Origin of the sequence: Streptomyces kronopolitis (assembly GCF_014646275.1) — a bacterium.
GTDB classification, from domain to species: domain Bacteria; phylum Actinomycetota; class Actinomycetes; order Streptomycetales; family Streptomycetaceae; genus Streptomyces; species Streptomyces kronopolitis.
In genome coordinates, this window is record NZ_BMND01000011.1 from 159,773 (window position 1) to 180,589 (window position 20,817).

Annotated in this window: 21 protein-coding genes and 1 tRNA gene; 17 read left to right on the forward strand and 5 right to left on the reverse strand. The window is 73.0% G+C overall.

Going from position 1 to position 20,817, the window contains the following annotated elements:
- Window positions 1-179: 179 nt before the first annotated feature.
- Both IEY78_RS15050 and IEY78_RS15055 read left to right on the forward strand, forming a co-directional pair.
- A complete protein-coding gene (locus IEY78_RS15050) occupies window positions 180-914 on the forward strand; it encodes a hypothetical protein (protein ID WP_189098431.1) in 735 nt (244 codons plus the stop codon).
- Window positions 915-919: 5 nt separating this feature from the next.
- Entirely contained in the window at window positions 920-1,282 is a 363-nt protein-coding gene (locus tag IEY78_RS15055; RefSeq protein WP_189098433.1) for a DUF4333 domain-containing protein, read from the forward strand.
- Between the two features lie 29 nt (window positions 1,283-1,311).
- Here the strand turns inward: IEY78_RS15055 and IEY78_RS15060 are convergent, their stop codons facing one another.
- The 3 genes from IEY78_RS15060 to IEY78_RS15070 form a co-directional block, all read right to left on the reverse strand.
- Window positions 1,312-1,806 carry a YybH family protein gene (locus tag IEY78_RS15060; RefSeq protein WP_189098434.1) on the reverse strand — a complete coding sequence of 165 codons (495 nt, stop codon included), beginning with the start codon at window positions 1,804-1,806 and terminating at the stop codon, window positions 1,312-1,314.
- A 102-nt stretch (window positions 1,807-1,908) separates the two neighbouring features.
- Window positions 1,909-2,655: a helix-turn-helix transcriptional regulator gene (locus tag IEY78_RS15065; protein WP_189098436.1), complete on the reverse strand. Its 747-nt coding sequence runs from the start codon at window positions 2,653-2,655 to the stop codon at window positions 1,909-1,911.
- Between the two features lie 124 nt (window positions 2,656-2,779).
- The gene (locus IEY78_RS15070; RefSeq protein WP_189098438.1) at window positions 2,780-3,868 is read right to left on the reverse strand and encodes a class I SAM-dependent methyltransferase; all 1,089 of its coding nucleotides are present in this window, start codon (window positions 3,866-3,868) and stop codon (window positions 2,780-2,782) included.
- 169 nt (window positions 3,869-4,037) lie between these two features.
- Here IEY78_RS15070 and IEY78_RS15075 point away from each other — a divergent pair, with 169 nt between their 5' ends.
- Window positions 4,038-4,229 carry a DUF1059 domain-containing protein gene (locus tag IEY78_RS15075; RefSeq protein ID WP_189098440.1) on the forward strand — a complete coding sequence of 64 codons (192 nt, stop codon included), beginning with the start codon at window positions 4,038-4,040 and terminating at the stop codon, window positions 4,227-4,229.
- 54 nt (window positions 4,230-4,283) lie between these two features.
- Here the strand turns inward: IEY78_RS15075 and IEY78_RS15080 are convergent, their stop codons facing one another.
- A complete protein-coding gene (locus IEY78_RS15080; protein WP_189098442.1) occupies window positions 4,284-5,057 on the reverse strand; it encodes a LysR substrate-binding domain-containing protein in 774 nt (257 codons plus the stop codon).
- 58 nt (window positions 5,058-5,115) lie between these two features.
- Between IEY78_RS15080 and IEY78_RS15085 the strand changes: the two genes are divergently transcribed.
- The 9 genes from IEY78_RS15085 to IEY78_RS15125 all read left to right on the forward strand — a co-directional run bounded on the left by IEY78_RS15085 (window position 5,116) and on the right by IEY78_RS15125 (window position 14,631).
- Window positions 5,116-5,523, forward strand: coding sequence for a DUF5997 family protein (locus tag IEY78_RS15085; RefSeq protein WP_189098444.1), 408 nt, complete (start codon window positions 5,116-5,118; stop codon window positions 5,521-5,523).
- Window positions 5,524-5,706: 183 nt separating this feature from the next.
- A complete protein-coding gene (locus tag IEY78_RS15090; RefSeq protein WP_189098446.1) occupies window positions 5,707-7,086 on the forward strand; it encodes a flavin monoamine oxidase family protein in 1,380 nt (459 codons plus the stop codon).
- A gap of 51 nt (window positions 7,087-7,137) precedes the next feature.
- Window positions 7,138-7,965: an SDR family oxidoreductase gene (locus tag IEY78_RS15095; RefSeq protein ID WP_189098448.1), complete on the forward strand. Its 828-nt coding sequence runs from the start codon at window positions 7,138-7,140 to the stop codon at window positions 7,963-7,965.
- A gap of 192 nt (window positions 7,966-8,157) precedes the next feature.
- Window positions 8,158-9,186: an N-acetyl-gamma-glutamyl-phosphate reductase gene (gene argC, locus IEY78_RS15100; protein WP_189098450.1), complete on the forward strand. Its 1,029-nt coding sequence runs from the start codon at window positions 8,158-8,160 to the stop codon at window positions 9,184-9,186.
- A gap of 76 nt (window positions 9,187-9,262) precedes the next feature.
- Window positions 9,263-10,441, forward strand: a complete 1,179-nt coding sequence (argJ, locus tag IEY78_RS15105) for a bifunctional glutamate N-acetyltransferase/amino-acid acetyltransferase ArgJ (protein WP_189098452.1) — start codon at window positions 9,263-9,265, stop codon at window positions 10,439-10,441.
- Between the two features lie 94 nt (window positions 10,442-10,535).
- Window positions 10,536-11,474 (forward strand): acetylglutamate kinase, encoded by a 939-nt coding sequence (argB, locus tag IEY78_RS15110; protein ID WP_189098454.1) that lies wholly within the window; start codon window positions 10,536-10,538, stop codon window positions 11,472-11,474.
- A complete protein-coding gene (locus IEY78_RS15115) occupies window positions 11,471-12,706 on the forward strand; it encodes an acetylornithine transaminase (RefSeq protein ID WP_189098456.1) in 1,236 nt (411 codons plus the stop codon). Before argB ends, IEY78_RS15115 begins: the two co-directional genes overlap by 4 nt.
- 8 nt (window positions 12,707-12,714) lie before the next feature.
- On the forward strand, window positions 12,715-13,257 hold the full coding sequence (locus IEY78_RS15120) for an arginine repressor (RefSeq protein WP_189098458.1): 543 nt from the start codon (window positions 12,715-12,717) through the stop codon (window positions 13,255-13,257).
- 294 nt (window positions 13,258-13,551) lie between these two features.
- The gene (locus tag IEY78_RS15125) at window positions 13,552-14,631 is read left to right on the forward strand and encodes a mechanosensitive ion channel family protein (protein ID WP_189098460.1); all 1,080 of its coding nucleotides are present in this window, start codon (window positions 13,552-13,554) and stop codon (window positions 14,629-14,631) included.
- Between the two features lie 165 nt (window positions 14,632-14,796).
- Here the strand turns inward: IEY78_RS15125 and IEY78_RS15130 are convergent.
- Window positions 14,797-14,870, reverse strand: a tRNA-Pro gene (locus tag IEY78_RS15130).
- A 142-nt stretch (window positions 14,871-15,012) separates the two neighbouring features.
- Between IEY78_RS15130 and IEY78_RS15135 the strand changes: the two genes are divergently transcribed.
- From IEY78_RS15135 to IEY78_RS15155, 5 genes are all read left to right on the forward strand, one after another.
- On the forward strand, window positions 15,013-15,390 hold the full coding sequence (locus IEY78_RS15135; protein ID WP_189098462.1) for a DUF488 domain-containing protein: 378 nt from the start codon (window positions 15,013-15,015) through the stop codon (window positions 15,388-15,390).
- A gap of 117 nt (window positions 15,391-15,507) precedes the next feature.
- Window positions 15,508-16,701 carry an argininosuccinate synthase gene (locus IEY78_RS15140; protein WP_189098463.1) on the forward strand — a complete coding sequence of 398 codons (1,194 nt, stop codon included), beginning with the start codon at window positions 15,508-15,510 and terminating at the stop codon, window positions 16,699-16,701.
- Between the two features lie 149 nt (window positions 16,702-16,850).
- Window positions 16,851-18,293: an argininosuccinate lyase gene (gene argH, locus IEY78_RS15145; protein ID WP_189098464.1), complete on the forward strand. Its 1,443-nt coding sequence runs from the start codon at window positions 16,851-16,853 to the stop codon at window positions 18,291-18,293.
- 149 nt (window positions 18,294-18,442) lie between these two features.
- Window positions 18,443-18,994, forward strand: coding sequence for a TetR/AcrR family transcriptional regulator (locus IEY78_RS15150; RefSeq protein WP_189098465.1), 552 nt, complete (start codon window positions 18,443-18,445; stop codon window positions 18,992-18,994).
- A complete protein-coding gene (locus IEY78_RS15155; RefSeq protein WP_189098466.1) occupies window positions 18,991-20,610 on the forward strand; it encodes an MFS transporter in 1,620 nt (539 codons plus the stop codon). Before IEY78_RS15150 ends, IEY78_RS15155 begins: the two co-directional genes overlap by 4 nt.
- Window positions 20,611-20,817: the final 207 nt, after the last annotated feature.

The following is a 20,817-nucleotide window of genomic DNA, read 5'->3' on the forward strand; positions in this document are numbered from 1 at the left end:
CGTCGCGCGCCGGCGCGCACCACCCGGAAAGCCCAGCCAGCGCGTTCCGCCGTCCGGGGCGTGCGCACCCGTGTGACCTGCGCAAACGCTGGGCGCCCTGACGGCTTTCCGGGGAGTTCGCCCCCGGCGCGGCGCCCGATCGAGGTGCGCGGCGCGGGACCGGGCGCTTGTCTCGGGTTATGCACATACGCCACATATCGCTGTACGCCCTGGGCGCCGCCGCCCTGCTGGTGGCCGTCCTGCTCACCGGCGACGGCGACGGCGGGGATGCCGCCACCGAGACCGTCGGCGGGGCGGTGAGCGACGCCGTCAACCAGGCCGCGCCCACCGCCGGGGACACCCCCGGGGCGGTGGTCGTGGCGCCCGACCCGGTGGCACCGGGCACCGCCTTCTCCGTCCACGACGGCGGCAGCTGCCGGGGCGAATCGGCCACCGCGTCCTTCGGCGACGCGGACATCCCGCCGATGCAGCTCTCCGCCCTCAGCGGCCGGACCGAGGGCACCGCGATCCTCCCGGAGGGCACCGCGCCCGGCGCGTACACGGTCACCCTCACCTGCGACGGCACCGCCGGCGCCCGGCCGAGCGCCCTGCGATCCGGCCGGGACGGCGCCGAGGACACCACGGACCGCGTCACGGACCGCGACGCCGATCAGGGCGACGGGGAGGGCGACGCCGGGGACGCCGCACGCGGGCACGGCAGGGAATCCGGTGACGGCCACAGGTCCCTCACCGGCACCATGACCGTCTCCGGGGGCGCCGACGGCACCGTCCCCCTCGGCGGCGCCGACACCGGCCTCGGCGGCGCGGCCGGCACCGGCCGGACGACCACGACGGCCGGCGGCCTGCTGCTGATGGCCGCGGCCTGCTGGGGTGCCCTCGCCCGCCGCCGGGGCACCCGCGGCACCCGGAGCTGACGGCGGTGCGCACCGGCCCGCCCCGGCCCCGCGTGCTCATCGGACTGCTCACGGCCCTGGTCACGGCGGGCGCGCTGGCCTTCGCCGCGATCCGGCTCTGCGACCGCGAGGCCACCAGCGAGGTCGACGACGGCACCCACACCGTGCTCCGCTCCGAGATCGCCCGGGCCCTCAGCGGCCAGCTCACCCTGCCGTTCCGCGGCGGATCCGACACGGTGCACTGTTACGGCGACCTGCGGCCGGTGCCGTACGACGCGGTGCGCTGCACGGCGCACTTCCCGATCGGGCCGGACCGCCAGCTGACCGTCGAGGTCACCCGCGTCCGCCGCAACATGGTCACCTACCGGCGCCATCTGCTGCACCGCTGACCGGCGCCGAGGGCGCCGCGCCCGCCCCGCTACGGTGTCAGGTCGAGCGCCGCCCGCCCCGAGCCGTCCATCAGGAACGGCACCGAGTCATGGGAGTGCGTGATCCTCCAGACGCCGTCGATCCGGCGGAGGCCGACGGTGGCCCTGCTCCACAGCTCCACCTCGTGGCCGTCGGACTTGGTCCCGCGCATCCGGTTGATGCTGTGGCAGAAGGCGACATCCCCGCCGACCGTGATCTCCAGCTGGGTCTGCGTCACCTCGACCGGCCCCTGCCAGGTCGCGTACCAGGCCTCGATGGCCCGCGGGTCCCGCGCCTGCGGGCCCCGGTACTGCAGCGGCGGCGCCAGGCTGAATTCCACGAGGTCCGGGGTGGTGTGGGACAGGAACCGTCGGGCGTCTCGCGCCGCGGTCGCCGCCGCCCGGTCCGCCAGCACCGCCCGGATCCGCTCCTCGTCCGTCGTCCGCTCCGCGAGCGTCGTCCGTGCGCCCGCCCGTTCGCTCGTCCGGTCACTGTCGGTCGTCATGAGGGTCCTTCCGTCGGACGGCGCCGGAGCGCCCCGGTTCGCTGTACGACGGGTAGACGCCGGCGGGCCGCGGAATTCATCGGTGCGGCCGCCCGGCGCCCCTCACCGGTGGGCGGCCGCCGGGCCGCGGGTCAGCCAGGCGTTCGCCGCCTCGACGCGGCCGCCCACCCGGAGCTTGGCGTAGGCGTGTTCCAGGTGCTTGTCGACGGTGCGCGGGCTGATCGCCAGCCGGTGGGCGATCTGCTGGTTCGTCAGGCCCCGGGCCAGCAGGGCGAGGACGGCGGACTCGCGGCGGGTGACCGGGCACGGCGCGGGCACCGGCGGGGCGAGCCGCCCGAGCAGGTGGCCGAGCCGGGTGCGCAGCACGGCGGCGGCCGCCACATCGTCGTCGGTGAAGTCGCTGCCGCCGCCGCGGCTGAAGGCCACACACACCTTCCGCGGCACCCCGTCGGCCAGGCCCGCGGGGAACGACATCGCCAGCTGGTGCTCGCTGCCGCACGGCCGGTAGACGTCGGCGTAGGCGGCGAGGGCGTGGAACTCGTCGCGGGTCTGGAGGGTGGAGCGGCGCATCGGGGTGCCGGTGCCCCGCGCGGTGTGGGCGACGAGGACATCGGCGGCCGCCTCGCGGGCGAACGCCTCCCGGACGTCGTCGGTCAGCAGCCCGGCGGGCAGGGTGAGCGGGCGGTCGGCGCTGCCGGCACGGGGGGACCAGACGACGCTGTCGCCCGGTACGGCGGCGAGCAGCAGCGGCAGCAGGGCCGGAACGAGGGACTCCTCGTCGACGGCATCCGTCAGAAGGTCCACGACGGCGAGAATGCGCCGCAGGCCGGCCTCCGCGGCCGCGCTCATGACTCCAGCGTGCCGAGGTGCCGGAGGGCAGTCAAACGAGGGCCGCCCGGCGGGCGGTGCCCGCGGGGCGGCGGCGGGGCCACCCGACCGGCCGGGGGAAGACCGGCCGGGTGCGTCAGACGCCTCAGCGCCTGACGGCATAGACGCGGTTGACGGGGGTCTGTGCGGCGAGTCGCCAGTGGTGCAGGCCGGCGTCGTCGGCGATCTCCCGCATCGCCTCCTCACCCGCGTGGTTTCCCAGTGCCCGCGGCCCGTGCTGGGCCAGCGCGGACGGCAGGCAGACGGTGACCGAGGCGGCGGTCATCGCCCGGCCGATGGGGTGGACGTTCTCCTCGACGTGTGCCGAGACGTTCGGCTCGACGAGCATGCAGGTCCCGTCGTCGGCCAGCGCCTCCTCGGCGTGGTGCAGCGCGCCGCCCGGATCGCCGGTGTCGTGCAGGCAGTCGAAGAACGTGATCAGGTCGAAGTCCTCGCCGGGGAAGTCCTGGGCGGTGGCGACCTCGAAGCTGACCCGGTCGTCCAGCCCCCGCTCGGCCGCGATGCCGCGGGCCGCCTCGACGGAGGGGCGGTGGAAGTCGAAGCCCCGGAACCGCGACCGGGGGAAGGCCTGCGCCATCAGCGCCGTGGAGTAGCCGTAGCCGCACCCGATGTCCGCCACGCGCGCGCCGCGCTCCAGCTTCTCCACCACGCCGTCCAGCGCGGTCAGCCACTCCGGGACCAGCGCGGCCGCGTAGCCGGGGCGGAAGAACGTCGCGGTGCCGGCGAACAGCTGCGTCCCGTGGTCTCCCCAGCCGATGCCCTCGCCGGTGCGAAAGGCCGCCGCGAGGGTGTCCTCCGTGGCGTAGAGGGCCTGGAGCAGGGTGAAGAAACCGGCCGCGTAGGTGGGAGCCTCCCGGTCCGCCAGCACGGCGGCGTGCTCATCGGGCAGCAGGTAGGTGTCGGTGCCGGGGGTGTAGCGGACGTATTCGCCGGCCACCTGGGCGGCCAGCCATTCGCGCACATAGCGTTCGGCCAGCCCGGTGCGCTCGGCGAGCTGTGCGGAGCCGATCGGTCCGGCACCGGCCATCGCCGCGTACAGCCCGAGCCGGTCGCCGAGCGAGGTGCACAGGCCGGCGACCGCGGCGGCGCTGTCCGAGATCACCCTCTCCAGGAACTGCTGCACTTGTTCCTCGTCGAGCCCACCGCCCGGTGTGACATCGGCAGAGGTCGCCATGCGTGCTCACCTCCTGGTGCGGTCTTGCCGTCGCCTCCCACCGCACCGCGCACACGCCCCCGCGCGCCATACGGGATTCGCCGTATGCGGCGGGGCGGCGGCACCGGCCGATACTGGGACAAGGCCCCACCCGAGACCGGAATGCCCCTGGACGCGGAGGAGGCGCACCATGCGCAAGAAGATCGACTGCCGGGATCAGCCCAGCGAGATGAATTGCACCCTCGTCATCTCCGGCGAGGAGGACGAGGTGCTCCGCGCCGCCACCGAGCACGCGGTATCCGTCCACGGCCACGCGGACAGTGCCGAGCTGCGGGAACAGATCAAGGCCGCGATGAAGAACGAGGTTCCGCAGCACGCCTGAATTTGTGGGCACGTCGGGCGTCGTCCCGGCCCCGGGGCCGGGATCACCGCCGGGTCACGACCGGCGGCGGGGCTTTCCGCGCTTGCCGCCGCCCTTGGGGCCGCCGGCACCGCCCCGGGGGTTCTTGCCGCCCGTTCCGGCGGCCGGTTTGCCGGTCCCGGGCTTGCGCCGCGCCGCAGCGGCCGGCGCCCGCTTCGGCTCCGCCGCCGGGGTGCTGGCGCGGCCGCGGGTGCTGTTGACGGTCCGCCCGCGCACGATCCCGATGAAGTCCTCCACCAGGTCGGTGGTCGCGTCCTCCGGCCAGGACAGCGCGACCTGCGACTGCGGGGCGTCCGTGACCGGCCGGTAGGTGAGGTCGCGGCGGTGGTGCAGCCGCGCGAGGGACTGCGGGACGACGAGCACGCCCACCCCGGCCGCCACCAGCTCGATGGCGTCCGCGGTCGTGGCGGGACGCTCGATCGCCGGCCGTCCCGGGAGGGTCTCCCACGGGAGGGTGTCGTCGAGCGGATGCAGCACGATGTCGTCGGCCAGGTCCTCGGCGGACACCTCGTCGACCGCCGCCACGAGGTGGTCCTTCGGGACCACGACCACGGTCGTCTCGGTGTAGAGCGGGATCGCGCTGAAGACCGTCCGGTCGACCGGCAGCCGCACGAATCCCGCGTCGGCGGCGCCGTCCCGCAGCGCGCCGGAGGCCTCGTCGGCGGTCACCGCGACCAGGGTCAGCGGGATGCCGGGCTGCCGCTCCTGCCAGATACGCACCCACTTCGCCGGTGTCACGCCCGGTACGTACGCGAGCCGGAACGAAGCGGGGGTATCGGAGCCTGTCACGCCGCCAGGTTACCGGTCGTGGTCGGAGGTATCGCACACGCTCGCTACCCTTGACACCATGACGTCGCACCAGACCGCCCAGACCATGAAGCCCGCGACCGCGGCGAAGAAGCTGGGTGTGTACCTCGAGGCCACACCCGCCGAGTTCCAGGAGGGCGTCGTCTCGCGCAGCGAGCTGAACGCGCTGCAGGCCGATCCGCCGGAGTGGCTGGTCGAGCTGCGGCGCAACGGCCCGCACCCCCGCCCGGTGGTCGCGGCGAAGCTCGGCGTCTCCATCTCGGGCCTGGCCCGTGGCGGCGTGACCGAGGCCCTCACCACCGAGCAGATCGAGGCGCTGAAGCAGGAACTGCCCGAGTGGCTGGAGAAGGAACGCGCCACCCAGGCCGAGGTGCGCAAGGAGACCGTGCGCATCAAGGAGAAGAACAAGGAGAAGGAGAAGGGCAAGGACGCCAAGGGGGACGCCTGACCCCGCGGACACCGTCCTGACCTTCTGCACCCCGCGCACACCGTCCTGACCTCCTGACGCGCCTCGCGGCCCCACCGGAAGCCACGTCTCTCCCTCGCCCATCGCCTCCCCCTCCCGCCCCTATGGCTCACCCGCCGGGCGGCGGCGGGCCCGGCGGGTGACGCTGAGCCGTGGAGGTGGGCCATGGATCAGGTGCGGGCGGACGTGTGCGTGGTGGGTGCCGGTTTCGCCGGGCTCGCCGCCGCGAGACGACTGGACCGGGCCGGCCGCGAGGTGGTGGTGGTCGAGGCCAGGGACCGGGTGGGCGGCCGGGTCTGGAACCGCGAGCTGCCCGACGGGACCGTGGTGTCCGCCGGCGGCACCTGGCTGGGCAAGGGCCAGGAGCGGATGTTCCAGCTCTGCCGGGAACTGGGTCTGCGGGTGTACCCGCAGTACGAGCGGGGCGATCACCTGCTGTCCCTGGACGGCGTCCACCGCCGCTACCGCGGGGGCATCCCCGCCGCCGGACCCCGCACCCTCATGGCCCTCGGCCTGGCGCTGGCGCGCCTGAACCTGATGGCGCGGCGCCTCCCGGCGGATGCCCCGTGGCGCGCCCGGAGCGCCCGCTCGTGGGACGCCCGCACGCTCGGGCAGTGGATCGCCGACCCGCGGAACGTGCCCACGGCCGAGGCCCGCACGCTGCTCGGCTCGACCATGCATCTGCTGTTCTGCGCCGACCCGGCGGAGGTCTCCCTGCTGGGTGCCCTCACCCTGGCCCGGGGCGGCGGCGGCTTCGGCTACTACACCGACTCCCGCAGGACCGAGACCCATCTCGTGGACGGCGGCGCCCCCGAACTTGCCCGGCGCATGGCCGGGCAACTGGGGGACCGGGTCCGCCTGTCCAGCCCCGTCGAGCGGATCAGCGACGACGGCACCGGCGTGACGGTCGTCTCCGACCGGCTCACCGTGCGGGCCCGGCGGGTCATCGTGGCGGCGCCGCCGGTGCTGGCCGGGCGGATCGTCTTCGACCCGCCGCTTCCCGCCGCGTGCGGTCATCTGCTCCGGCGCGTGGTGCCGGGGGCGATCATCCGGGTGCACACGGTGTACCCCGAGCCGTTCTGGCGCGAGCAGGACCTCTCGGGGCAGACCCTCGCGCCCCGCTCGCCCGTCCCGCTCACCATCGACCAGACGCCGCCGTCGGGCCGGCCGGGCGTGCTCAGCAGCTACGCCTTCAGCACCGGAGCCCTGCGCATGGGACGGCTGGACCCTGCCGAGCGGCGGGAGATCTGGCTGGACGCGCTCGCCGAACGCTTCGGCCCCCGGGCCCGCCACCCCGCCCACTACCTGGAGACCGACTGGTCCGCCGAGCAGTGGTCCCTGGGCGGCATGATCGGCCACTTCCCGCCCGGCACCCTGACCACCTACGGCCCCGCCCTGCGCGCCCCGGTCGGCCGCATCCACTGGGCCAGCACGGAGTCCGCCACCCACATGCACGGCCTCATGGAGGGCGCCGTACGCTCCGGCGAACGAGCCGCCCAGGAAACGCTGACGGCCTTGTCGACCGGCCGCCTTTCCGTCTCCTGATCGCGGCACGACATGTCCTGATCGCCGCAAGGAACTCTAATCTGACGGTTCATGAACATCCTGATCGTCGGCGACAGCGGCTTTCTGGGACGCGAGTTGGCCCGGCAGGCACGGGCACTCGGGCACGCCGTGACGGCGACCTACGCGACCCGTGCCGGTGACGTCCCCCGTATCCGCTGGCTGCCCATGGACCTGCGCCGCAGCGAGGAGATCGCACCGGCACTCAGGGAGGTCCGGCCGGACGTAGTCGTCAACGCGGCCGCTCGCCGGGCGGACTGGGCGACCACGGCCGACGGCGCGATCCGCCTGGCGATGGCCGCCGCGCAGCACGGGGCCCGGCTGGTGCAGGTCTCCAGTGACGCGGTGTTCTCCGGCGCCGACATCCGCTACGAGGAGTCCGCCACGCCGGATCCCCTCACCCCGTACGGAGCTGCGAAGGCCGCGGCGGAAACGGCGATCCGGCTTTTCTGCCCGGCCGCCGTCATCGCTCGTACCTCGCTGATCATCGGCGACGGCGGCTCCGCGCACGAGAAGCTCGTCCACGAGCTGGCCACCGGGGAGCGACAGGGCGCGCTGTTCACCGATGACATCCGGTGCCCTGTGCATGTCGCCGATCTCGCCGGGGCCCTTCTCGAGCTGGCCGACTCCGCGCACACGGGCGTGTGCCACCTCGCGGGACCGGATGAGGTCAGCCGTCATGAGCTGGGTGTCCTGATCGCCGCACGCGACGGCCTGGACGTCTCCGCGCTGACCGCCGGCCGTCGCGCCGACAGCCGCTTCCCGGGGGCACTGGACGTCCGCTTGGACAGCACGCGGACCCAGCGCTCGGTACGTACCACGCTGCGCGGCGCTCGCGATTTCCTGCGCCGTGTGCGCTGACGCGCCTACCAGGGCAGCGGTCCCTGCGCGTCGAAGTACCTCCACCCTCCGCCCCGCCGCCCCGGGCGGCCAGGCATACCGGCCGTGCCGCCGTCCCCGGACCGGCGGTACCGGGGAACCGCAGGCAGGAGCCCCCTTCATTGCATAATCCTGTCGCTATCCGTATAGTCATGCCATGAAGAAGGAGGGTGCATGACGGTGCGAGCGGCAGTGGCCGGGGCGAGCGGGTACGCGGGGGGTGAGGTGCTGCGTCTGCTTCTGGGGCATCCGGAGGTGGAGATCGGCGCGGTGACCGGGCACTCCAACGCGGGGCAGCGACTGGGGGCGCTGCAGCCGCAGCTGCTTCCGCTGGCCGACCGGGAGCTGGCGCCGACCACGGCCGAGGTGCTGGCTGGCCACGAGGTCGTGTTTCTCGCGCTGCCGCACGGCCAGTCCGCCGCGGTCGCCGAGGAGCTCGGGCCCGAGGTGCTGGTCGTCGACTGCGGGGCCGACTTCCGGCTCGGCGACGCCGCGGACTGGGAGGCGTTCTACGGCACGGCCCACGCGGGCACCTGGCCGTACGGGCTTCCCGAGCTGCCCGGGGGCCGCGCCGCGCTCCAGGGGACGCGGCGCATCGCGGTCCCGGGCTGCTACCCGACCGCCGTCTCGCTCGCGCTGTTCCCCGCCTACGCGGACCGGCTCGCCGAGCCCGAGGCCGTCATCGTGGCGGCCACCGGCACCTCCGGCGCCGGCAAGGCGCTCAAGCCGCATCTGCTGGGCTCCGAGGTCATGGGTTCGATGAGCCCGTACGGCGTCGGCGGCGGGCACCGGCACACCCCCGAGATGATCCAGAACCTCAGCGCGGTGGCCGGCGAGCGCGTCGGGGTCTCCTTCACGCCGACCCTCGCCCCCATGTCGCGCGGCATCCTCGCGACCTGCTCGGCGAAGGCGAAGCCCGGCGTGGACGCCGCCGCCGTGCGGGCCGCGTACGAGAAGGCGCTGGCCGACGAGCCGTTCGTGCGGCTGCTGCCCGAGGGCCAGTGGCCGTCGACCGCCTCCGTGTACGGCTCCAACACCGTGCAGATCCAGGTGGCCCTCGACGCGGCGGCCGGCCGGATCATCGCGATCAGCGCCCTCGACAACCTCACCAAGGGAACCGCGGGCGGCGCGGTGCAGAGCATGAACCTCGCCCTGGGGCTGCCCGAGGAGACGGGCCTGCCGAAGGTCGGGGTCGCCCCGTGACCTCCGTGGAGCGAAAGCGGCGGCAGGGACGGCAGAGCAGGACCGGCGGGGCCGGAACAACGACGGAGGACACGCAGTGAGCGTCACGGCAGCACAGGGATTCACGGCGGCGGGCATCGCGGCCGGGATCAAGGAGAGCGGCGGCCCGGACCTGGCCCTCGTGGTGAACCAGGGGCCGCGGAGCGCCGCCGCCGGTGTCTTCACGTCCAACCGCGTCAAGGCGGCGCCGGTGCTCTGGACGGAACAGGTGCTGAAGGGCGGAGAGCTGTCCGCCGTCGTCCTCAACTCCGGTGGCGCCAACGCCTGTACGGGCCCGCAGGGCTTCCAGGACACCCACGCCACCGCGGAGAAGGTCGCCGCGTCGCTGAACACCGCGGGGTACGACGAGACCGGCGGACACGACGCCGGCAGGATCGCCGTGTGCTCGACCGGCCTGATCGGCGTCACGCTGCCGATGGACAAGCTGCTGCCCGGCGTCGACACCGCGGTCGCCCAACTCACCCCGCACGGCGGCGAGAAGGCCGCCATCGCCATCAAGACCACCGACAGCGTGCACAAGACCGCGCAGGTCAGCCAGGACAACTGGACCGTGGGCGGGATGGCCAAGGGCGCCGGCATGCTCGCCCCGGGCTTGGCCACCATGCTCGTGGTGCTCACCACCGACGCCGATCTGCCGGCGGCCGAGCTGGACCGGGCGCTGCGTGCCGCCACCCGCACCACCTTCGACCGGGTCGACTCCGACGGCTGCATGTCGACCAACGACACCGTGCTGCTGCTCGCCTCCGGCGCCTCCGGCACCGTGCCGGACACCGGCGACTTCGCCGAGGCGGTGCGCACCGTCTGCGCCGACCTCGCCCGGCAGCTGATCGGGGACGCCGAGGGCGCCAGCAAGGACATCCGGATCGAGGTCGTCGGCGCGGCCAGCGAGGACGACGCGGTGGAGGTCGGCCGCTCGATCGCCCGCAACAACCTCCTCAAGTGCGCCCTGCACGGCGAGGACCCCAACTGGGGCCGGGTGCTCTCCGCCATCGGCACCACCTCCGCCGCCTTCGAACCCGACCAGCTGAACGTCGCCATCAACGACATCTGGGTCTGCAAGAACGGCTCGGTGGGCGAGGACCGCGACCTGGTCGACATGCGCTACCGGGAGGTGCGGATCACCGCCGACCTCGCCGCCGGCACCGAGTCCGCGGTCATCTGGGCCAACGACCTCACCGCCGACTACGTCCACGAGAACAGCGCGTACTCGTCATGAACGCGCACCCCAGGCTCCGGCGCGCGCTGTGTGCACAGCGCGCCCGGGGGTACCTCCCGCGCGAGGCGTGGAGGAGAAACGAGGCCGGACCGGCATGAGCACCCGCAAGCACACCGCACTTCCCAAGGCGCGCACCCTCATCGAGGCGCTGCCCTGGCTGACCAGGCACCACGGCAAGACCGTCGTCATCAAGTTCGGCGGCAACGCCATGATCGACGAGGAGCTCAAGCGCGCCTTCGCCCAGGACGTGGTCTTCCTGCGGCACGCCGGGCTGCGCCCCGTCGTCGTGCACGGCGGCGGCCCGCAGATCAGCGCCCAGCTCGACCTGCTCGGCCTGGAGTCGGAGTTCAAGGGCGGCCTGCGGGTCACCACGCCCGAGGCGATGAACGTCGTACGGATGGTGCTGGCCGGACAGGTGCAGCGGGAGCTGGTCGGGCTGCTCAACGAGCACGGCCCGCTCGCCGTCGGCATGACCGGCGAGGACGCCCATCTGATGGCGGCCACCAAGCACTACGCCGACATCGACGGGGAGCGGGTGGACATCGGCCGGGTCGGCGAGATCACCGCCATCGACCCCGGCGCGGTCCACGCGCTGCTGGACGACGGCCGGATCCCGGTCATCTCCTCCATCGCCCGCAGCAGCGACGAGGAGGACGCGGCGTCCACGAGCTCCGGCGCGTCCGGCGTCTTCAACGTCAACGCCGACACCGCCGCGGCCGCACTCGCCGCGGCCCTCGGCGCCGAGACCCTGATGGTCCTCACCGACGTCGAGGGCCTCTACGAGGACTGGCCGAACAGCGACGAGGTGATCTCCCGCCTCACCGCCACGGAACTGGAGAAGCTGCTGCCCGACCTGGCCAGCGGCATGGTCCCCAAGATGCGGGGCTGCCTGCACGCCGTCCGCAACGGCGTGCACACCGCCCGGGTCATCGACGGGCGGGTCCAGCACTCGATCCTGCTGGAGATCTTCACCGACGAAGGGATCGGCACGATGGTCGTGCCGGACGCGAACACGATCGAGGGGACGGCATGAGCGACGCGGCACACGGCCACGGTCCGGTGACCAACGCGGACCTCACCGGGCGCTGGCAGGGCGCCATGATGGACAACTTCGGCACCCCCCGCGTCCCGCTCGTACGCGGCGAGGGCACCCGGGTGTGGGACGCCGACGGCAAGGAGTACCTCGACTTCCTCGGCGGCATCGCGGTCAACTCCCTCGGCCACGCCCACCCCGCGGTGGTCCGCGCGGTCTCCGACCAGGTCGCCACGCTCGGCCACGTCTCCAACTTCTTCGTCAGCGAGCCCACCGTCGCCCTGGCCGAGCGGCTGCTCGCGCTCGCCGGACGCCCCGGCCGGGTCTACTTCTCCAACTCCGGCGCCGAGGCCAACGAGGCCGCCTTCAAGATCGGCCGGCTGACCGGCCGCACGCACATGGTCTCCACGGCCGGCGGCTTCCACGGCCGCACCATGGGCGCCCTCGCGCTCACCGGCCAGCCCGCCAAGCAGGCCCCGTTCGCCCCGCTGCCCGGCGACGTCGACTACGTTCCCTACGGCGACACCGAGGCCCTGCGCGCGGCCGTCACCACCGACACCGCCTTCGTCATCCTGGAGCCCCTCCAGGGCGAGAACGGCGTGGTCGTGCCGCCGCCCGGCTACCTCCGGGCCGCCCGCGAGATCACCGCCGCCACCGGCACCCTGCTGGTCCTCGACGAGATCCAGACCGGCATCGGCCGCACCGGCCACTGGCTGGAGTCCGGGGCCCAGGGCGTCGAGGCGGACATCGTCACCCTCGCCAAGGGCCTGGGCGGCGGCCTGCCCATCGGCGCCACCCTCGCCTTCGGCCCCGCCGCCGACCTGCTCACCCCCGGATCGCACGGGTCGACCTTCAGCGGCAACCCGGTCGTCTGCGCCGGCGCCCTCGCCGTCCTGGACACCATCGAGAAGGACGGCCTCCTCGATCACGTCAAGCGCGTCGGCGAGCGGCTGCGCACCGGGACCGAGGCCCTGGGGCACCCCTTGGTCGGCCAGGTCCGCGGTGCGGGGCTGCTCCTGGGTATCGTCTTGACGGAGTCGCTCGCGCCGCAGGTGCAGCAGGCGGCTCAGGACGCGGGCCTCCTGGTGAACGCGGTCGCGCCGGACGTGATCCGGCTCGCCCCGCCGCTGATCGTCTCCGACGACGAAGCGGAGGAGTTCCTCCGGAAGCTGCCCGCCGTCCTCAACACGGCCCGCCAAGGGGCCGACGGGGAACGACGAGCCGGAGACTGACGACAACGATGACCGAGCCGCAGGACAACGAGTCGCTCAACGGCGGCCAGGCCGTACCGCAGACCCGCACCGCCCGCCACCGGCGGATCGTGGACATCCTCAACCGGCTGCCGGTCCGCTCCCAGAGCCAGCTCGCCAAGCTGCTCGCCGACGACGGCCTGTCCGTCACCCAGGCGACGCTCTCGCGCGACCTGGACGAGCTGGGCGCGGTGAAGATCCGCAACACCGGCGGCGAGCTGATCTACGCGGTGCCCAGCGAGGGCGGCGACCGCAAGCCGCGGGCGCCGCTGGGCGAGTCGGCCAAGGAGGAGCGGATGCGCCGCCTCTCCGGCGAACTCCTCATCTCCGCCGAGGCGTCCGCCAACCTCGTCGTCCTGCGCACCCCGCCGGGCGCCGCCCAGTTCCTGGCCTCGGCCATCGACCAGGCCGAACTGCACGACATCCTCGGCACCATCGCCGGCGACGACACCCTGATGCTCATCAGCCGCGACCCGGCGGGCGGCCAGGCCCTCGCCGCCCATCTGCTGCGACTGGCACAGAAGGCGCACTAGGCCTGATCCAACGGACGGGCCCTGGGCGCGCCGGGCCGCCGGGGACGCTCCCCGGCGCCCTTCGCCACCACCCCGAGCGCCCCGCCGCGACCCGTGCGGCGTCCGTGCGCGGAATCCACCCGAGCCACCCGCTGCCTGCCGAACCCCATACGGCAGGATGGCAGTTCGCGCCGGGACGTCCACGGATGTCCCGGCGCCTTCGCAGCCCTAGAGACAAGCAGGTGGCATGGTGACGAGACATCACATCCGGTGCATAGCAGGCCCGCTCCTTCCGGTCGCGGGAGGAGCCGGCCGGTGAACCGCGCTGTGACACTGCACGACCTGATCGTGGCCGGAGCGGCGCTGGCCGCCGGCATCGTGGCCGGACTGCTGCTGCGCGTCGCCCTGCGCTGGCTGGGCAAGCACGCGCTGCGCACCCGGTGGAGCGGCGACGATGTCATCGTCGACGCCCTGCGGGCCGTGGTGCCCTGGGGCGCGGTCGCCGGCGGACTGGCGGCCGCCACCGCCGCGCTGCCGCTGACCCCGGTGATCGGACACACCGTCAACCGGACGCTGACCGTGCTGCTCATCCTGGTCGTCACGCTCACCGCGGCCCGGGTGATCACCGGCCTGGTGAAGTCCCTCGCGCAGTCCCGCTCCGGGGTGGCCGGCTCGGCGACCATCTTCGCCAACATCACCCGCATCATCGTCCTGGCGATGGGCTTCCTCGTCGTCCTGCAGACCCTGGGCATCTCCATCGCCCCGCTGCTGACCGCGCTCGGCGTGGGCGGCCTCGCGGTCGCCCTGGCCCTCCAGGACACCCTCGCCAACCTCTTCGCGGGCGTGCACATCCTCGCCTCCAAGACGGTGCAGCCCGGCGACTACATCCGGCTCAGCAGCGGGGAGGAGGGCTATGTCGTCGACGTCAACTGGCGCAACACCGTGGTGCGTCAGCTCTCCAACAACCTGGTGATCATCTCCAACGCCCAGCTGGCCGGCACCAACATGACCAACTTCACCCGCCCGGAACAGAAGCTGACGATCCTGGTGCAGGTGGGCGTCGGCTACGACAGCGACCTCGACCACGTCGAGCGGGTCACCACCGAGGTCGTCGAGAGCGTGATGAAGGACGTCAACGGCGGCGACCCCGACCACGAGGCGGCCGTCCGCTTCCACACCTTCGGTGACTCCCGCATCGGCTTCACGGTGATCCTGGGCGTCGGCGAGTTCAGCGACCAGTACCGGATCAAGCACGAGTTCATCAAGCGCCTGCACCGGCGCTACCGGGACGAGGGCATCCGGATCCCCTCCCCGGCGCGGACCGTGGCCCTCCAGAAGCCGGAGGAGATCGCGATACCGCACCAGCGCGATCTGTCGTCGGACGCGGTGCCGTAGGCCGGTGGGCCGACCGGGGCGGGCCGACCCGTGCGCCGCCCCGGCCGGCCGCCGCCCGCCCGGGCCCGCCGCGGCCTGGGCTCCCACCGGCGCCGCAGCGCGCACCGCACACGGCAAAGGCCGCTCCCGATCTTCGGAAGCGGCCTTTGACCTGCAAAAACACCGTCGGGACGACAGGATTTGAACCTGCGACCCCTTGACCCCCAGTCAAGTGCGCTACCAAGCTGCGCCACGTCCCGGTGCCCGTGCCGGCCGGAAGATGCCCGGCCGGGGTGTGCAGAAGAAAAATACCCTGTCCCGGGCCATGAATCCAAAGCGGGGCCCACCGGGGGTGCGTCCCGGCCTCCCGGCGGGGGGCCGGTGCCCGTGATTCGATGAGATATGGGTGAAATGTTCCCGAAGGACGCCCTCCGGGTGCGCCGGGTGTACGAGGCGCCGGAGTCGGCGGACGGGGCGCGGGTGCTGATCGACCGGCTCTGGCCGCGCGGGCTGTCGAAGGCGGACGCGCGGCTCACCGAGTGGTGCAAGGACGTGGCGCCGTCGAACGAGCTGCGTCGCTGGTACGGCCACCAGGGGGAGCGGTTCGAGGAATTCGCCGAGCGGTATCGCGCGGAGCTGGCGCAGGAGGGCGCCCCGGAGGCGCTGGAGCGGCTGCGGGGGCTCGCCGCCGAGGGCCCGCTGACGCTGCTGACGGCCACGAAGGATGTCTCCTTCAGCCATGCGGCCGTGCTCACCGAGGTGCTCCGGGAGGGCCTCTGAGGCCCCGACTCGCACCGTCGACACGCCGCTGACCTGCATGTTCTCCGATGCGTTGACGAAGCATACAGTGGAGTGCATACTTATACCCATCAGCGTATGCACCGTAAGGAGAAACCCGTGACCGAGCGCGTCGTACTCGCCTACTCGGGCGGCCTGGACACCTCCGTCTGTATCGGCTGGATCGCCGAGGAGACGGGCGCCGAGGTCATCGCCGTTGCCGTGGACGTCGGCCAGGGCGGCGAGGACCTGGACGTCATCCGCAAGCGTGCGCTTGCCTGCGGCGCGGTCGAGGCCGAGGTCGCGGACGCCAAGGACGAGTTCGCCGACGAGTACTGCCTCCCGGCGATCAAGGCCAACGCCCTGTACATGGACCGCTACCCGCTGGTCTCCGCGCTCTCCCGGCCGACCATCGTCAAGCACCTGGTCGCCGCCGCCAAGAAGCACGGCGCCACCACCGTCGCCCACGGCTGCACTGGCAAGGGCAACGACCAGGTCCGCTTCGAGGCCGGTATCTCCTCCCTCGCCCCCGACCTGAAGTGCATCGCCCCGGTCCGCGACTACGCGATGACCCGGGACAAGGCGATCGCCTTCTGCGAGGAGAAGGACCTCCCGATCGCGACCACCAAGAAGTCGCCGTACTCCATCGACCAGAACGTCTTCGGGCGGGCCGTGGAGACCGGCTTCCTGGAGGACATCTGGAACGCGCCGATCGAGGACGTGTACGAGTACACGGAGAACCCCGCCACCCAGCGGGAGGCCGACGAGGTCGTCATCACCTTCAAGGAGGGCGTGCCGGTCGCCATCGACGGCAAGCCCGTCACCGTCCTCCAGGCCATCCAGCAGCTCAACGAGCGGGCCGGCGGCCAGGGCATCGGCCGGATCGACATGGTCGAGGACCGGCTGGTCGGCATCAAGTCCCGCGAGGTGTACGAGGCGCCCGGCGCCATCGCGCTGATCACCGCGCACCAGGAGCTGGAGAGCGTCACCGTCGAGCGCGAACTGGCCCGCTACAAGCGGCAGGTCGAGCAGCGCTGGGGCGAGCTGGTCTACGACGGCCTGTGGTTCTCCCCGCTCAAGCGCGCCCTGGACGGCTTCATCAACGAGGCCAACCAGCAGGTCAGCGGCGACATCCGGATGACCCTGCACGGCGGCCGCGCGGTCGTCACCGGCCGGAAGTCGGACCGGTCGCTGTACGACTTCAACCTCGCGACGTACGACACCGGCGACACCTTCGACCAGTCGCTCTCGAAGGGCTTCATCGAGCTCTTCGGCATGTCGAGCAAGATCGCGGCCAAGCGCGACCTGGCCTGATCCGCCTCGTTACCTTCGTACAGCGCCGCCTCCCCGCCCCCGCGGCGGGGCGGGGATCCCCCCTGGTCCGCACGGGCCTCGGGGGAGGCGGCACAGGGGGCCCGGGACGCGTCCCGGAATGCCCGTCACAGCAGCCTTGAGGAGCAGCAGTGAGCAGCAACAGCGGTGACGTCCGGCTCTGGGGCGGCCGGTTCGCCGACGGGCCCGCCGAGGCGCTGGCCCAGCTGTCGGCGTCGGTCCACTTCGACTGGCGGCTGGCCCCGTACGACATCGCCGGCTCCCGCGCGCACGCCCGGGTGCTCCACACGGCGGGCCTGCTCACCGAGGACGAGCTGACCCGGATGCTCGACGGGCTCGACCGGCTCGAAGCCGATGTCGCCGACGGCTCGTTCACCGGCACCGTCGCCGACGAGGACGTCCACTCCGCCCTGGAGCGGGGGTTGCTGGAGCGGCTCGGCCCGGACCTCGGCGGCAAGCTGCGGGCCGGCCGGTCGCGCAACGACCAGGTCGCCACGCTCTTCCGGATGTACCTGCGCGACCACGCCCGGATCATCGGCGGGCTGCTCGCCGACCTTCAGGAGGCGCTGGTCGGCCTCGCCGAGGCGCACCCGGACGTCGCGATGCCGGGCCGCACCCACCTCCAGCACGCCCAGCCGGTGCTCTTCGCCCACCACGTCCTGGCGCATGTGCAGTCGCTGTCCCGGGACGCGGAGCGGCTGCGGCAGTGGGACGAGCGCACCGCCGTCTCCCCGTACGGCTCGGGCGCGCTGGCCGGCTCCTCGCTCGGCCTCGACCCGGAGGCGGTCGCCGCCGACCTCGGCTTCGAGCGCGGCTCGGTCGGCAACTCCATCGACGGCACGGCCTCGCGTGACTTCGTCGCCGAATTCGCCTTCATCACGGCGATGGCCGGGGTCAACCTCTCGCGGATCGCGGAGGAGATCATCCTCTGGAACACGAAGGAGTTCTCCTTCGTGACCCTGCACGACGCCTTCTCCACCGGCTCGTCGATCATGCCGCAGAAGAAGAACCCGGACATCGCGGAGCTGGCACGGGGCAAGTCCGGCCGCCTCATCGGCAATCTGACCGGGCTGCTGGCCACGCTCAAGGCACTGCCGCTCGCGTACAACCGCGACCTCCAGGAGGACAAGGAGCCGGTCTTCGACTCCTGCGACCAACTGGAGGTGCTGCTCCCGGCGTTCACCGGCATGATGGCGACCCTGACCGTCAACCGCGCGCGGATGGAGGAGCTGGCCCCGGCCGGCTTCTCGCTGGCCACCGACATCGCGGAGTGGCTGGTCAAGCAGGGTGTGCCGTTCCGGGTGGCGCACGAGGTCGCGGGGGAGTGCGTCAAGGAGTGCGAGGCGCACGGCATCGAGCTGGACCAGCTCACCGATGAGCAGTTCGCGAAGATCTCGCCGCATCTGACCCCGGAGGTGCGCGGCGTGCTGAACGTCCAGGGCGCGCTCGCCGCCCGCAGCGGCCGCGGCGGCACCGCCCCCTCGGCGGTGGCGGTCCAGCTCGCCGAGGTGCGGGCCGACCTGGCCGGGCAGCAGGAGTGGGCGGCGGCCAAGCAGCCCCTGAAGCACCCCTGACATTCGACGCGTACGACGGCGGCCCGCCCCCGGGAGAGACCGGGGGCGGGCCGCCGTCGTTGGTGGGGAGCGGCGGCCCGCCCCTGCCGTGGAGGGGCCGGCGACGAGATTGTGAGACATCGACGTCTCATTCGGGTACTGTATGTCTCATGGCTGTGGATCGGGAGCAGGTACTCAAGGAGGCCGCCGCGCTGCTCACGCGGCGGGCGACGACCTCGATGGACGAGATCGCCCGCGCGGCGGGCATCAGCAGGGCGACCCTGCACCGGCACTTCGCCGGGCGCGACGCGCTGATCAAGGCGCTGGAGGAGCAGGGGATAGCGCAGTTCGCGCAGGCCGTCGACCGGGCGCGGCTGGCGGAGGGGGACGCCGTCGGGGCGCTGCGCCGGCTGATCGGCGAGACCGAACCGCACGCCGCCATGCTGGCCTTCCTCTCCACCGAGAACCAGCTCTTCGAGGGCGGCGAGATCAACGCCGGCTGGCTGGAACTCGACGCCCGGATCTCCGCCCTGTTCCGACGCGGTCATGAAGAGGGCGACTTCCGGATCGATCTGAGCCCGGCCTGGCTCACCGAGGCGCTCTACGGACTGATCGGCGCCGGCGCCTGGGCCGTCCACGAAGGACGCGTCGCCCGCAACGACCTCAACCACTCGATCGCCGAGCTGCTGCTCGGCGGCATCCGACGGAGCATGGAGAAATGACCGAGACCATAGCGTCAGGACCGGCCGGTTCGGCCCATGTGGACGACCAGCCCCGGCCGGGGCGCTGGCTCGCGCTGGCCGTCCTGGTCCTCGCCGTTCTGCTGGTCGGCGTCGATGCCACGGTCCTCGGCCTCGCCACCCCCTTCCTCAGCGAGGACCTGCGCCCCTCCGGCACCCAGCTGCTGTGGATCGGTGACATCTACTCCTTCGTCATCGCCGGTCTGCTGGTGTCCATGGGCAGCCTCGGCGACCGCGTCGGCCGCAAGAAGCTGCTGCTGATCGGCTCCGTCGGCTTCGGCGCGATGTCGGTGCTCGCCGCGTACGCCTCCAGCGCGGAGATGATGATCGCCGCGCGTGCCCTCCAGGGCGTGGCCGGCGCGACGCTGATGCCCGCCACCCTCGCGCTGATCCGCAACCTCTTCCACGACCCCAGGGAGCGCAGCCTCGCCATCGGCATCTGGGGCGCGATGGCCTCGGCCGGCATGGCCGTCGGGCCGGTCCTCGGCGGCTTCCTGCTGGGCCACTTCTGGTGGGGCTCGGTCTTCCTGATCAACCTTCCGGTGATGGCGCTGCTGGTCGCCGTCGGCGCCAAGGTCATCCCGGAGTCGCGCAATCCGGACCCCGGCCCCTGGGACATCCCCAGCGTCGGGCTCTCCCTCGTCGGCATCGTCGCCGTCGTCTACGCCATCAAGGAAGCGGCGGTGGAGGGCTACCGCTGGGACATCGCCCTGGCCGGCGTCCTCGGGGTGCTCGCGCTGATCTGGTTCGTCCGCCGGCAGCTGACCCTGCCCTCGCCGCTGCTGAACATGAAGCTCTTCGCGCACCGCGGCTTCTCCGGGGCGGTGCTGGCGGACCTGCTGACCATCCTCGGGCTGTCCGGCCTGGTCTTCTTCCTCTCCCAGTTCCTCCAGATGGTGCAGCAGCGGCCGCCGCTGAACGCCGGGCTGGTCGAACTCCCGGCCGCGATCGGCGCGGTGGGCGCGGGCCTGGCGGCCGGCTGGGTCGCCCGGAAGCTGTCGGTGCGGATCGTGGTGGCCGGCGGCCTCGCCGTGGTGGGGCTGGCGCTGGTCGGCTGCACCACCCTGCACGCCGACACCGGCACCGCGGCGCTGTGCTTCATCCTCTTCGTCGTCGGCGTCGGCGCGGGCTTCTCGTTCACCGTCACCGCCGATGTGATCCTGTCCAATGTGCCCAAGGAGGAGGCGGGCGCCGCCTCCGCGGTCTCCGAGACGGCCTACGAACTCGGCGCGGCCCTCGGCATCGCCCTGCTCGGCTCCATCGTCACCAGCATCTACCGGGGCTTCCCGACGCCCGGCGGGGTGTCCGAGCCCGCCGCCGACGCCGCCCGGGAGTCGCTCGGCGGCGCCGTCGAGACCGCCGGCCAACTCCCCGGCGGCCAGGGCGGGGCGCTGCTGAAGGCCGCTCAGGAGTCCTTCGTGGACGGGGTGGACGTCGCCGCCGGGGTGGGCGCGGCGGTCCTGCTGGCCGCCGCGGGAGCCGCCTGGTTCCTGCTCCGCGGCCAGGAGCTGGGCAGCAGCACGGCCGGCGCCGACACCGCGGCCTTCGCCACGAGCGGGCAGGAGCCCCCAAGGCCCGGCCCGGCCGAGCGCCCGTAACACCCGTCTCGCCGAACGGCCCTCCGCCGGACGGCGGGCACACACCGCGCCCCAGGGCGTGTCCCGTGGATCAGGTGCCGCGCACCCTGCATGATCCACGGGACACGCCCTGGGGGCGACTGTCCCCCGCCCGTTCACGCCCGGTACGCGTCGTGGTGACCGGCCGTCCCGAGCGGCTTGCTTGACTCTCCCGTCGTCCCCTCACGG